This window comes from Paenibacillus sp. FSL R7-0313, from assembly GCF_037969885.1.
Lineage (GTDB): Bacteria > Bacillota > Bacilli > Paenibacillales > Paenibacillaceae > Paenibacillus.
This window is the reverse complement of record NZ_CP150219.1, coordinates 5,946,214-5,959,472: the sequence shown is the minus strand read 5'-3', so window position 1 is coordinate 5,959,472 and position 13,259 is coordinate 5,946,214. Positions and strand designations below refer to the sequence as shown.

At 47.0% G+C, this 13,259-nt stretch carries 11 protein-coding genes; 8 read left to right on the top strand and 3 right to left on the bottom strand.

Features of this window, described 5'->3' with window-relative positions; translation table 11 throughout:
* Positions 1-60 precede the first annotated feature (60 nt).
* Positions 61-1,215: a class I SAM-dependent RNA methyltransferase gene (locus NSQ38_RS25875; RefSeq protein WP_074094429.1), complete on the bottom strand. Its 1,155-nt coding sequence runs from the start codon at positions 1,213-1,215 to the stop codon at positions 61-63.
* A gap of 239 nt (positions 1,216-1,454) precedes the next feature.
* Here NSQ38_RS25875 and NSQ38_RS25870 point away from each other — a divergent pair, with 239 nt between their 5' ends.
* Entirely contained in the window at positions 1,455-2,087 is a 633-nt protein-coding gene (locus NSQ38_RS25870) for an O-methyltransferase (RefSeq protein ID WP_339784763.1), read from the top strand.
* Positions 2,088-2,275: 188 nt separating this feature from the next.
* On the opposite strand, the gene NSQ38_RS25865 is transcribed toward NSQ38_RS25870, so the two are convergent.
* On the bottom strand, positions 2,276-3,487 hold the full coding sequence (locus NSQ38_RS25865; RefSeq protein WP_338593520.1) for an asparaginase: 1,212 nt from the start codon (positions 3,485-3,487) through the stop codon (positions 2,276-2,278).
* Between the two features lie 486 nt (positions 3,488-3,973).
* Here NSQ38_RS25865 and NSQ38_RS25860 point away from each other — a divergent pair, with 486 nt between their 5' ends.
* On the top strand, positions 3,974-5,176 hold the full coding sequence (locus tag NSQ38_RS25860) for a cytochrome P450 (RefSeq protein ID WP_339784761.1): 1,203 nt from the start codon (positions 3,974-3,976) through the stop codon (positions 5,174-5,176).
* A gap of 106 nt (positions 5,177-5,282) precedes the next feature.
* On the opposite strand, the gene NSQ38_RS25855 is transcribed toward NSQ38_RS25860, so the two are convergent.
* Positions 5,283-6,494 carry an MFS transporter gene (locus NSQ38_RS25855; protein ID WP_017689411.1) on the bottom strand — a complete coding sequence of 404 codons (1,212 nt, stop codon included), beginning with the start codon at positions 6,492-6,494 and terminating at the stop codon, positions 5,283-5,285.
* A 204-nt stretch (positions 6,495-6,698) separates the two neighbouring features.
* Here NSQ38_RS25855 and hemE point away from each other — a divergent pair, with 204 nt between their 5' ends.
* The 6 genes from hemE (at position 6,699) to NSQ38_RS25825 (ending at position 13,190) form a co-directional block, all read left to right on the top strand.
* A complete protein-coding gene (gene hemE / locus NSQ38_RS25850; protein ID WP_338593526.1) occupies positions 6,699-7,763 on the top strand; it encodes a uroporphyrinogen decarboxylase in 1,065 nt (354 codons plus the stop codon).
* Positions 7,756-8,706, top strand: a complete 951-nt coding sequence (gene hemH / locus NSQ38_RS25845; protein WP_338593529.1) for a ferrochelatase — start codon at positions 7,756-7,758, stop codon at positions 8,704-8,706. The genes hemE and hemH overlap by 8 nt, the downstream gene beginning before the upstream one ends.
* Positions 8,706-10,130: a protoporphyrinogen oxidase gene (gene hemY / locus NSQ38_RS25840; protein WP_338593531.1), complete on the top strand. Its 1,425-nt coding sequence runs from the start codon at positions 8,706-8,708 to the stop codon at positions 10,128-10,130. Before hemH ends, hemY begins: the two co-directional genes overlap by 1 nt.
* 185 nt (positions 10,131-10,315) lie before the next feature.
* Complete coding sequence (locus NSQ38_RS25835; protein ID WP_339784759.1) at positions 10,316-11,734, top strand: CapA family protein; 1,419 nt, start codon at positions 10,316-10,318, stop codon at positions 11,732-11,734.
* Between the two features lie 24 nt (positions 11,735-11,758).
* Positions 11,759-12,511 carry a glycerophosphodiester phosphodiesterase family protein gene (locus tag NSQ38_RS25830; protein ID WP_338593536.1) on the top strand — a complete coding sequence of 251 codons (753 nt, stop codon included), beginning with the start codon at positions 11,759-11,761 and terminating at the stop codon, positions 12,509-12,511.
* A 46-nt stretch (positions 12,512-12,557) separates the two neighbouring features.
* On the top strand, positions 12,558-13,190 hold the full coding sequence (locus tag NSQ38_RS25825) for a fumarylacetoacetate hydrolase family protein (RefSeq protein WP_339784757.1): 633 nt from the start codon (positions 12,558-12,560) through the stop codon (positions 13,188-13,190).
* Positions 13,191-13,259 lie beyond the last annotated feature (69 nt).

Below are 13,259 nucleotides of genomic sequence, written 5' to 3'. Positions count from 1 at the left end.
ATTAGCGCACAAAAAAGTGCCCGAGCCATGGATGGCAGGAGCACTTTGTATTTGCATTGATTATGAAGATTGTGGTGCTTTATTTCGTGGAGGCAATGGGCCCAAATACTGATAGTACTGGGTTTCAATTCGTCCGTTGAACAACTTGCGACGTTTGTCTGCCTTATGACCGAAATACTCCTCGAAAGCTTTGGTCGACGTGATTGCGAAAAAGGACCATGTTGGCATGTCGAGGTAACTGCGCCCTAATGAGCGGAGCAACTTCTGAACTTCTTTTTCTTCACTCAAACGTTCACCATATGGGGGATTGGTAATGATGACACCATATTCACCCTGTGGTCTTGCGCGATGAGCGGGCAGGACGCTGACTTCAATATCTTTGGCGAAACCAGCACTCTTGATTGCTGCCATAGCAACTTCAATTGCTTCCGGATCAATATCGCTACCTGAAATCTGTAACGGGACATCGTCTCGCACAGCATCGAATGCTTCTTCGCGCGCCTGTTCCCACAATTCTTCAGGAATGACAGCCCAGTCCTCAGAGTTGAAGGTACGACGAAGTCCTGGTGCAATGTTCCAGCCGATCATAGCGGCTTCGATCAGCATGGTGCCTGATCCACAGCATGGGTCATAGAATGGACGAGATACATTCCAGCGACTGAGCTGAATAAGAGCGGCAGCGAGTGTTTCTTTGAGTGGCGCTTCGGTGACGAGTTTACGATAACCCCGTTTATGCAGACCTGGTCCCGTCGTATCCAAAGTAAGCAGGGCGCGATCGTTCAGCAGAATGACCTCAATCACATAGCGAGACCCATCCTCTGGGAACCACTCCGTGTCATAAGTCAGCTTCAGTTTCTCTACGATTGCTTTTTTCACGATCCCTTGTGATGCAGGTACACTGCTTAACTGGGATTTTTGGGAGCGACCCTCTACAGGGAATTCGCCGTCGGCTGGAATCCACTCTTCCCAAGGCAGTGCTTTGGTGCCTTCAAACAATTCGTCGAATGTTGTAGCAGGGAATTCACCCATTTTCACCAATACGCGATCCGAACTTCTCAGCCACAGATTACAACGGCAAATATCAATATAATCTCCTGTGAAGAAAACCCGTCCGTTGTCGATCGTAACATCTTCATACCCCAGTTGTTTCAGTTCCCGGGCAACAACAGCCTCGAGTCCCATCGCCGAGGTTGCAATCAATTGCAATTGAGCCATGTGATTCATTTCAACTCCATTTCAAGCTGGAGAAGGGATATCCTTCTCTCTGCTGTATAGTGACGGTGCGGCCTTGCCGCTTTCCGTGAAAAAACTTACAATGAGAAATGCGGTGAACGTATGCACTCCTCTTTCGAGGTGATGCATTAGTCAACCGCCTGTGTTGATAACAAACATTTATTATAGAACATTGGCATCCATATGGAAAGCAGTCCAAGTGTCCAAGGAGGATTTTAGTGGTGAATCTGACCCCTGATGAATATGTAAATCAATTATTTCAAGAGGATGAGCTTTTGCTGAAAGTGAAAGAGGCCATCCGTTCAAACGGTATGCCTGAAGTTTCCGTTGCTGCGGCGTATGGACGTCTGCTCACGTTTCTAGCCAAGACATCCAAAGCAGAAGCTGCGCTCGAAATCGGTGTGCTGGGCGGTTACAGCGGGATCTGCATTGCGCGAGGTTTGCGTGAGAATGGAACCCTGACTTCGCTGGAACTGAAAGAGGAATATGCCGCAATGGCGCGTGGTCATCTGGAAGAAGGCGGTTTTGGCGAAAAGGTCGAGTATCGGATTGGCCCGGCGGCAGATAGCCTGGAGCAATTGGAGCAGGAAGGTCGCACATTCGATTTTTTCTTTATTGACGCAGATAAGGAGAATTATCCGTTATATCTTGACTATGCCATTAAGCTTGCTCGGCCAGGTGCTGTCATTGTAGGTGATAATTGTTTCCTGCGTGGTCGTACGCTGAATCCGGACAAGCAGGGCCCGGCCGTGCTTGCTGTTCGTCGCTTCAATGAACAGATGGCAAGCGACCCGCGTCTGGTGACGACGATGTTGCCGGATTACGATGGGCTGGTACTTGCCTGGGTGAAGTGAAAGTGAAAATTTCCTAAAGATAAAACTCCGATGAAACACGAGCTCACGCTCTTATGTTTGTGATGGTGATCGTGATTTTGTACGGAGTTTTCTAAAAACACACAAAGAAAGAGATGACAACATTTTGAATGATCAAAAATGTGTCGTCTCTTTCTTTGTATTTACAGATATCGTTGTAGTCGTTCTATTTATACTTCAGGTGTTCCGTACGTTTCAAACCATTTTTTGATGGTGTCAAAATCATCACTGAAGGACAGACCCAGCATCAATAATACACGAGCTTGTTGTGGACTCAGGTTGTCGCCTGCAATGATACCTTTGCCGCCGCCGTACACACTTCCTGAACCCGTCCGAGTGGTGGTCACAAAGATAACGCCTTCTTCAATGGCTTTGGTACGGGCTTGTCCCATAGCTCTGGAGATGCCGCCAGCTCCGGTGCCGGAAGTCACGATTCCTTTGGCACCACTGCTCACAAATCCTTCAATGGCTCCACCGCCAGCTTCCTGATACGAGATCGCAATTTCTACTTTGGCCAGATCTGCCTTTGTGATTTTACTTAGATCAAATACGGGCTTTGCTGTACCCTCAGGTTTCAAGGCACGTGCAGGAGCACGGTAGATTCGGATATTTTCTTCATCAATATATCCTACAGCGCCAAGCATCGGCGTTTCAAACGTATCTGTCCGATAATCATTTGTCTTGGTTACACCGCGAGCAAGCTGGATTGTGTCATTCAACATGAGTACTGTGCCGAATGAAGTGGTACGACCACTACCTGCAAGTTTGATTGCGTTGTACAGATTGGCTTGAGCGTCAGAACCAATGACAGTCCATGGGCGCATGGAGCCTGTGATCACGACAGGTTTGTCACTCTGAACAGTCATATCGAGGAAATACGCGATTTCTTCCATTGTATCTGTACCCGTGGTAACGACAACACTGTCATACATTGCCAGAGCTTTGTCTACCGTCTGCGACAGGTCATAGAGGTCGGTCATGCTATAGGAACCTGAACCTGAGTTTCCGAATTGGAGTGTGCTAACATCAGCAATCTTCTGTTTATCCGGTAAGGCGTCTACCATCTCTCCAATGGGAAGTGTACCTGCCTTGTAATTCTGGAAGCTGGTGGCATCCTCGGATTGACCGGCAATCGTTCCGCCAGTTCCGATCACCAATACATTAGGGAGTGCAGATTGCTTGGAAGAGTCTGGTATTGCAGGGATGGAAGTATTGCGAGCTGGAGTAGTGGTTGCTGTCTGAACAGCGCCTGTTGTGCCTTTCACCTCTACCGTAGCCGCGTGCGCAGCGTAGGTTCCAATGGGGGACAATGAGATGGTCAGTGCTGTTAAAGCTGCGGTACTCCATACGGCCCAGGGACGAAGATTGGATGTTTTTCTCATGAATAGCACTCTCCTTCAAGTAAGTGTGATGTTAAGTTTGTTAAGAAGAATATGTATACCATTTCAAATTGATTGTATTTCATGTTAATTAATATGACAAACAAAGATAATGATAGAGTAATCGGTTACATTCGCAGATAATGAGAGTAAAATGATTGTTTATAAGGAATTATGAAAGATTATACATTCATATAGAGATAGAAAGGAACTGATTTTAGTAGTTTTGAAGGAAAATAAGCCCTTTTAATGTTAGTTAATATTACATAATGAGTCTTTTGTCCTGATAAAACGATGTATTTTAATAAAAGAATGTCGAATTGGGACTCATATCAGAAGTAGGTAACAGAATGAGAGGATGATAGTAACGCATATTAGGTAATGGGGCTCAATTACGGTCTAAAGAGTGGTTTCGTTATAGAGTTATGTTTATAATAGTGGTGATCAACATATGTAAATAAATATATAATAATGATTGGAGGACAAACGATGAAACAGGCACCGAGAAAGTATGCAAATTACATTCCGATTCGGGAACTGAAGACTTTGGAAGAGAGGTTATCTCCCTTCAAGGTGTATGCAGAACTTCGTGATAACACTCCAGTCCGATATGATGAACATCGAGAATGTTGGGATGTTTTCGGTTATGAAGATGTGAAGTACGTATTGAAAAATCCGAAACTGTTCTCTTCTGCACGTGATCGTGCCAATACGAGCATGTTGACGACAGATCCTCCCAAACACAAACAGCTACGTGATCTGGTGAACCAGGCGTTTACACCCAAGGCAATCGAAGCGTTGGCTCCACGTATTCAGGAAATCACAGATGAGTTAATTGCTCCACACCTGTCAAAAGGACATATGGAACTTATTGATGACCTTGCAACACCATTGCCCGTCATTGTGATTGCGGAATTGATCGGAGTCCCTGCGACGGATCGTCAAAAGTTCAAAGACTGGTCTGATGTATTGGTGAAAGGCGCACGTGATGATAGTGAGCAGGCTTTCCAGGAGTTATTGGAGGAGAAAAAAAGAAATATGCAGGAATTGCATATCTATTTCACTGGCATTATGGAAGAACGTCGGTTGCAGCCAAAGGATGATCTGATCTCGTTACTGCTTGCTGCGGAGATTGATGATCAGAAGTTGACCGCAGATGAAGTCGTGGGCTTCTGTATTCTCTTACTTGCTGCCGGTAATGAAACAACAACCAACCTGATTACCAATGCGGTTCGTATTCTGTCTGAACAACCCGAGCTACAACAGGAGTTGCGCGAACATCCTGAACGGATTACTTCTGCGATTGAAGAGACGCTGAGATATTATCCGCCAATTGTCGCGATTGGGCGAGTCGCCAAGGAAACTGTAGAGTTGAATGGTCATATGATTCAAGCTGGAGAGCAGGTGATTTCCTGGGTTGGAGCAGCCAATCGGGACAGTGCTCAATTCGAAAACCCGGAAGATTTCATCTCTGATCGCAAGCCGAACAGGCATATGGGCTTTGGTTTTGGCATTCATTTTTGTCTGGGTGCACCACTCGCTCGATTGGAGGCAAGGGTAGTTCTTCATACATTGCTTCAGCACATGGGAAACATTCAACTTGTGCCGGGAACGGCTCTGCAACCGATACAAAGTGCTTTTGTATTTGGTGTGAAACATTATCCGATACAATTCAATCTAATAAATAAATGATGAATGGCGCATGAATGACAAAAGCCGCTCTCAGGCCAATTAGGCGCTGGAAGCGGCTTTTTCAAATGAAAAAGTTAAGATTACTAATTAAGAAATGGATAGGGAATCAGGATTCCCGAATAGAAGCAGGTTTGTTATACAATTTGAATCGGACCCAAACCATATTAAGCAGCAGCAGTCCGCCAGATACGATAAACAGACCTTCGATTCCGATGAATCCTGCCATAAATCCTCCAATGATCGCTCCAAGCATGTTGCCCAGCGCCAGAGTACTCGTATTAAAGCTGAATGCACGGCTGATCATGCTATCGGATGTATAGGAACGGATCAGGGCATTAACGCTCGGAAGCAGTCCACCCATGAACACACCCATCATGAAACGAACAAGAATGAGTTGCCATACGGTCTGAACAAATGCCTGCGGAATTAGCATGAGTCCTGTACCTATGAGGGAGAACGTCAGCACCTTGTGAGGACCAATCCGGTCACTCAGCTTCCCGAGAATCGGAGACATCGCCATATTGGATAGTCCCGTAACTGCACCGACAAGTCCTGCCCAGAAGGCCACATTTACATCCGAACCATGCAATTTTTGCACATACAACGGCAAGAGTGACATGGGGCTAATCATCGCAAACTGCAACAGAAACGTCACAGCAAACAGTGCGGGCAGTTGAGGTGACTTATTCAATTCCTTCAGACCGGACAATACGGATTGTGCCGGCAGTTTGGCTGCTTCTTGACGGTCGAACTTCTCCCTCACCAGGAACATGGCGAGCATGGAAGCGACAAAGATCAGTCCACCTGTAATATAGAAAATGGGGCGGAAGCCTACCGCATCCGCTAACAAACCACCAATGAGTGGACCCAGGATTGTGCCGGCAACCTGCCCGGACTGACTGATTCCCATGGCAAAACCCATGCGGTCTTTCGGTGTGGTACCCGATATCAGCGCAACAGCTGCAGGATTGAAACCGGAGATAGTACCGTTAAGCAAACGCAATAAGAGAAGCTGCCAAGGATTCTGTGCCAGACCCATAAGGGCAATTACGATGGCCATCCCGAATCCCGAACGCAGCAGCATTACTTTTCGGCCATACTTGTCCGATAACTTGCCCCAGAGCGGTTGGAACAAAAATGAGGTGAGGAAATTGGCTGCAAAAATAAATCCCGCCCATATGCCAATTTCATGTTCGCCAACAACGCCCAGATCTCTTGCGAGATAAAGAGACAAAAATGGGGTAATCATGGTCATGCCCGAATTGACCAAAAATTGTCCGAACCAAAGCACAATGAGGTTTACTTTCCACGTTTTCAAAGTGCTTTCACTTCCTTTCAAAGATATTTCTGTAATTCTCAAAAAAACACCATTCTTTCATTATAACATAATTGTCATATGAGGGATGGGTGTAAGGAATGTCATAGTATTGTCACGTAGAACGCATCTGCATGTGGTTGTTACGGCTGTTTAAAAAGGGCATAATGGTAATTATGAGTCCAAAAACTATTGGAGGCTTCTTACATGAGCTATAATGATCGACTGATTCGGGCAAGTTTCAAACAACAGGTAGACCGTGTCCCGGTGTGGTACATGCGTCAAGCTGGACGTTACGATCCTGAATATCGCAAAATTAAAGAAAAGTACTCCTTGCTAGAAATCTGCAAACAACCCGAGCTGGCGGCTGAAGTTACACTCATGCCGGTACGCAAACTTGGTGTAGATGCGGCTATTTTGTATTCCGATATTATGAATCCGGTTGCCTCATTGGGCATTGATTTTGACATTGTAAAAAATATTGGTCCAGTTATCGATAATCCTATTCGGTCTGCTGCAGATGTGGATCGGCTCCGTCCCATCGACGTAGAAGGAGATCTGTCACATATTCTGGAAACCATTCGAATTCTGGATAAGGAGCTTGATGTGCCTCTTATTACGTTTGCGGGCGCACCATTCACGATTGCGAGTTATCTGATTGAAGGCCGACCTTCGAAAGGTTATATCCGCACCAAAACGATGATGTACAGCGAGCCTGAGGTGTGGCATAAGCTGATGCAGAAGCTTGGTGATATGGTTATTACATATGTCCGTGCGCATATTGCGAATGGCGGTAAGGCATTCCAGTTGTTTGACAGCTGGGTTGGAGCACTTTCTCCCAAAGACTTCAGAACATATGTGTTGCCTACGATTACCCGTATCTTTACCGAATTATCGGATTTGAATGTACCGAAGATTTATTTCCCTGGTGTTGCATCCGGTGAGTTGTTGCCAGCACTGCATAATCTGCAAGCCGATGTGATTGGACTCGACTGGAGAGTATCCATTTCGGAAGGGCGTAAACGTCTTGGTGGCAAATTTGCAGTACAGGGTAACCTGGACCCATATTTGCTGACTGCCCCGATGGAACTGATTAAGGAGCAAGCCAAAGTGATTATTGACGAAGGAATCAAGGAGCCGGGTTATATTTTCAACCTCGGACACGGATTATTTCCTGAAGCATCGCTAGAGAAGCTCAGAGAACTAACGGCGTATATTCATGAATATTCTGCCGAAGCAATGAAGACTGGGGTGACGGTAACCAATGACTAATACTGTAGGTGTACTGGTGATGTCGTATGGCACACCAGAAAATATGGAGAGTGTTGAAGCGTATTACACACATATCCGCAGAGGACGTCCGCCTGAACCGGAACAATTGAAGGAACTGAAGGATCGTTATGAAGCCATTGTTGGCGGTGTTTTCCCACTTCGGGAGAATACAGACAATCAGGTCAAGGCCCTTCAGGAGACGTTGAACCGCGATGAGCGTGGCACTGATGTGGAATTCCGTTGTTATCAAGGACTGAAGCATGCCTATCCGTTTATTGAGGACGGCGTGGAACAGATGGCGAAGGATGGAATTCAGACAGCGATTGGTATTGTACTGGCTCCTCATTTCTCCACGATGAGTGTAGGCAGTTATATCAAACGTGCACGTGAAAAAGCAGAAGAGCTGGGCGTTCATATGTCCTTTATTGAGAGTTATCATCTGCATCCGAAGTTAATTCAGGCGTTGTCCACACGTGTCAGTGCCAAGTTGGATGCGTTCGAAGAAGCTGGAGCAAAACGCGGAGATGTGAAGGTGTTGTTTAGTGCGCACAGTCTGCCGGCGCGTATTGTGGAGATGGGTGATCCATACCCGCAACAATTGCTGGAGACTTCGGAAGTGATTGCATCACGTGTAGGCATAACCAATTGGCAATTTACGTGGCAGAGTGCCGGACGAACAGCTGAGCCTTGGCTTGGACCGGATATTCTGGATACGTTACAGGAGCTTTCGCGTGAACAGGTAGAGGATGTGCTTGTGGCACCAATCGGGTTTGTCTCGGATCATCTCGAAGTGCTCTATGATCTTGATATTGAGGCCAAATCGATTGCCAAAGAGATCGACATGCGCCTGATGCGTATTGATTCTCTCAATAGCGATCCTCTATACATGGAGACGTTAAGCGACGTTATTATAAGCCAATGGCAGCAAGGGTCGGATGAGTAATGGGTGATAAGAAACGCCGTGTTGTTGTTGTCGGCGGTGGCCTTACCGGCCTCAGCGCGGCATTTTATATCCGCAAGCATTACCGGGAAGCAGGAGTTGAACCTGTGATTACTTTGGTCGAGAAAAGCTCGTCCATGGGAGGCATGATTGAGACACTGCACCGGGATGGATTTGTGATTGAAAAAGGGCCGGATTCTTTCCTGGCTCGCAAAACAGCAATGATTGACCTGGCTAAAGAATTGGAGATTGATCATGAATTGGTCAGTCAGAATCCGGAGTCGAAGAAAACGTATATCATGCAGCGTGGCAAACTTCATCCAATGCCAGCAGGACTTGTTCTCGGTATTCCGACAGAACTAAGACCGTTCCTGAGAAGTGGTCTCGTCTCTCCGGCAGGCAAACTGCGGGCGTTGATGGATTTTGTCATCCCGCCGCGTCGTACAACAGAGGATGAATCGCTCGGTTATATGATTGAACGTCGTCTTGGAGCAGAAGTGCTGGAGAACTTGACGGAACCACTGCTCGCAGGAATCTATGCAGGTGATATGCGGCGATTGAGCCTCCAGGCTACCTTCCCGCAGTTCGGAGAAGTAGAACGTGATTACGGTAGCTTGATCCGAGGCATGATGACAGGTCGTAAACCGGCTGAGACGCATACCGGTACAAAACGGAGCGCTTTTCTGAACTTTCGCCAGGGATTGCAGAGCCTTGTTCATGCACTCGTCCATGAGTTGCAGGATGTGGATCAACGTCTGAACACCGCGGTGAAGTCACTGCAACGTCTTGATGGAGCGCAGACCAGATACCATGTTGAACTGGGTAATGGCGAAATGCTTGAAGCTGATGATGTAGTGGTTACTGTGCCGACGTATGTCGCGTCGGAGCTGTTGAAACCTCACGTGGACACAGCGGCACTGGATGCGATTAACTATGTATCTGTAGCCAATGTAGTGCTCGCTTTTGAGAAAAAAGAGGTGGAGCATGTATTCGACGGATCGGGTTTCCTTGTTCCGCGAAAAGAGGGTCGAAATATTACCGCTTGCACGTGGACATCGACGAAATGGCTGCATACGAGTCCGGATGATAAAGTACTGCTTCGCTGTTATGTTGGTCGCTCTGGTGACGAACAGAACGTAGAGCTTCCGGATGAAGCGCTGACGGACCTGGTTCTCAAGGATCTAAGAGAGACGATGGGTATTGAAGCAGTGCCGATCTTCTCCGAGATTACAAGGCTTCGTAAATCCATGCCACAGTATCCGGTGGGACACCTCCAACATATTGCCGCCCTTCGTGAGGAGCTTGGCAGCAAGTTACCGGGTGTGTACATTGCAGGTGCAGGTTATGAGGGTGTAGGCTTGCCTGATTGCATCAGACAAGCAAAAGAGATGTCTGTCCAGGCTACACAAGAGCTTGCAGCAGATTAAGTACAGCAAGAGAGCTGTCTCAAACGTAGAATTATCTACTGGAGAGATGGCTTTTTTTATATGAAAATAAGGAAGCTAACCGAGTTCGTATCCTTTCAATCGATACAGTTCCAAGGAATGATGGAAATCCAGAATATGCCTGATATAATGGTATGTATGGCTGTGAAGAAGAAGAGGAGTTGCTTATGTATCCCCCAAGATCAGAGCGAAGTGTAAAGAAGAAAATTAGTAAACGCACCCGCAATACAATCACAATCATCTGGACCGTTAATATTGTGTTGATCATGGCAATTGGTCTGGTGGGCATTTTTTATGTCATGAATAACCGTCAGCAACAGGCAGACCAGCCGGTGAAGCAAGAAATTGTTGATCAGGATCAGCCTTCCATTGGAGACGATGCCAAAGGTGGGGATCAAGTAAGTGCTCCTGACTCGGAGTCCGATGAGATTCCGGAAGAAGAACCCGAAGTTACGGATGAAGAGACAACAGCGGATGCGGATAAGACATCCGGAGTAGCGACACCTGATACTTCAGGCAATACCAACAGTGGGAAAGCCGAATCTGGAACGAAAAAACCAGCGGCGGATTCGACACCGTCCGGCACCAAGGGAAATGCAGGTGTAGATACCGAATCAGGGACGTCTAAACCTTCCAATTCAGCGAAGGATGTCACGATTAACTTTGTTGGCGATATCCAGTTTTCAGGCAAAGTTGCGGAACTGCTGGATAAGAACGGTTATGACTATCCCTTTGCCAAACTAGGCAGATTATTCAAGGATGATGATCTTACCATCGGCAACCTGGAGACACCGATAACCCTGGGTGGTACTGGTGCGGCTAACAAAACATATGTATACAAATCTTCGCCCAAAGCATTGGCGGCAATGGCCTCTGCGGGTTTTGATGCTGTCAATTTGGCAAACAATCATATTCTGGATCAGGGCGTAGAAGGTCTGGTAGATACGTTAACCTATCTCAAGGAATATGGTATAGCTCATACCGGGGCAGGTATGAACAGGGATGAAGCCTATGCACCAGCATATCTGGAACGCAAAGGTATGAAGATTGCATTGCTTGGGTTCTCCCGCGTTGTACCGGAAACGAGTTGGAAGGCGGAAGGTAATCGTGCTGGCGTGGCTGAAGCCTATGATTCCACAGGGGCAGTGCAAGCGATCCAGGATGCCCGTAAGAAGGCTGATCTGGTGATCGTGGTTGCACACTGGGGAGAGGAACGTGTAAGTACTCCAAACAGTGACCAGACCCGATTGGCTCATGAGTTTGTAGATGCTGGCGCAGATCTGGTCATAGGTGGTCATCCTCATGTGTTGCAAGGGTTGGAGTACTATAAGGGAAAGTGGATTGCATACAGTACGGGAAATTTCATTTTCTCCAGATCAACCACCGAAGAGACTTGGAAAACGGCGGTATTTCAGGCTCGCTGTAGTCAAGATGCAGCTTGCAGCATGAAAGTTATCCCTTATGAGGCCGGGCTAGGTCAGGCCATTCCAATGATTGATGAGGCGAACAAACTGCTGTTGGCACAGATGGCAAAGCTCTCTCCTGGTATTCGATATGATGGGAATGGAGTCGCTTCGCCTAATTAAAAACCTTTTTGAGGAGGGAATCGAATGAACAACCTTTGTGTAGCGCACCGTGGATTTTCTTCTATTGCACCAGAGAATACGATGGCTGCATTCCTGATGGCCATGGAGCGGCCTGAAGTTCAGTGGATGGAGCTGGATGTGCAGTTGTCGCGTGATGGTGTACCCGTGGTCATTCATGATTTTACAGTGGATCGCACGACAAATGGCAAGGGCCTGGTTCGGGAAACCGATTGGGCTGATCTGCAACGTCTGGATGCCGGATCGTGGAAAAATAAGTCTTACAAAGGCGAACGGATTCCGGCGCTAAGTGAATTGTTAGATCGCTCTTGCGGCAGAGTACGTTTGAATATTGAACTGAAAACGCAGGGAGACATGTACCCGGGTCTGCCTGCAGCTGTTATATATGAAGTGAGAAAAAGACATATGCAAAATGATGTTGTGATTACCTCATTTGAACCAGCCGCTCTGATCGAAGTGAAGAAACTTGCACCGGAGATCCAGACGGGGCTGATTATCGATGCACGACCAGGTGATTTGTTAACCGCGCTGCGGCAGATGAATTGTACATTCCTCTCGATTGGATACACCAATGTAGACAAATCATTAATGAACGAGATGCGGAGTTCAGGTATTCGGGTGATGGCTTGGACAGTGGATGACAAGACCATTATGAAGAAACTGGCGGCAGTTGATCCAGAACTCATGTTATGTACGAACCGTCCTGACGTATGGGAGCTGGCATTTCAGGAGACGAGCAGCCGATTCTTCAGACCCTAACTTTCCTATATGCACTATTCAATCCGATAAAGGTGGTAATATACCCATGTTAACTAACATTCGCAATGTATACTGTGTAGGACGCAATTATAAACTTCATGCGGAAGAATTGGGTAACGCGGTTCCGGATGAACCAATGATCTTTATGAAACCTTCTCATGCAGTCGTGCCCCTAAATGGTGAAACGCTTGAATTGCCTGCTACCAAGGGTGAAGTTCACTATGAAGCTGAATTGGTCGTGCAAATCGGCCGGAGTTATGAGCCAGGTATGGCGGTAGATGAGCTGGTGGATGCTTATGCATTTGGTATTGATTTTACGTTACGTGACGTACAGACCGTGATTAAGAAAAAGGGCCACCCGTGGACAGCGGCCAAAGGGTTCAGAAATTCCGCTCCGGTTACTGCATTTCAGGCATTCCCGGGTGCGGCAGCATTACTGGAGAAAGACTTTACATTGACCAAAAATGGTGAGGTAGTCCAGCGTGGTAACATTAGTAACATGATCTTCAGTTTACAGGATATTGTGGATTATGTAGGTCACCATTACGGCCTAGGGCCGGGCGATGTCATTTTTACAGGAACACCGGAAGGTGTTGGACCAACACAAGCAGGAGATGTGCTCGAACTGGCATGGGACGGCGAATCCTTGGATGCCTGCACGATTGGGTCAGCGCAATAAGGATTACACATCACACCTGCTTGAGATGAATAGAGTACAAGAAAGGGGCGTGCATACGCTCCTTTTTGC

Coding starts and splice junctions, on each gene's coding strand:
- NSQ38_RS25875 (WP_074094429.1), bottom strand. CDS start 1,215: ATGGCTCAATTGCAATTGATTGCAACCTCGGCGATGGGACTCGAGGCT.
- hemE (WP_338593526.1), top strand. CDS start 6,699: ATGAGCTATAATGATCGACTGATTCGGGCAAGTTTCAAACAACAGGTA.
- NSQ38_RS25830 (WP_338593536.1), top strand. CDS start 11,759: ATGAACAACCTTTGTGTAGCGCACCGTGGATTTTCTTCTATTGCACCA.
- hemH (WP_338593529.1), top strand. CDS start 7,756: ATGACTAATACTGTAGGTGTACTGGTGATGTCGTATGGCACACCAGAA.
- NSQ38_RS25860 (WP_339784761.1), top strand. CDS start 3,974: ATGAAACAGGCACCGAGAAAGTATGCAAATTACATTCCGATTCGGGAA.
- NSQ38_RS25865 (WP_338593520.1), bottom strand. CDS start 3,487: ATGAGAAAAACATCCAATCTTCGTCCCTGGGCCGTATGGAGTACCGCA.
- NSQ38_RS25825 (WP_339784757.1), top strand. CDS start 12,558: ATGTTAACTAACATTCGCAATGTATACTGTGTAGGACGCAATTATAAA.
- hemY (WP_338593531.1), top strand. CDS start 8,706: ATGGGTGATAAGAAACGCCGTGTTGTTGTTGTCGGCGGTGGCCTTACC.
- NSQ38_RS25835 (WP_339784759.1), top strand. CDS start 10,316: ATGTATCCCCCAAGATCAGAGCGAAGTGTAAAGAAGAAAATTAGTAAA.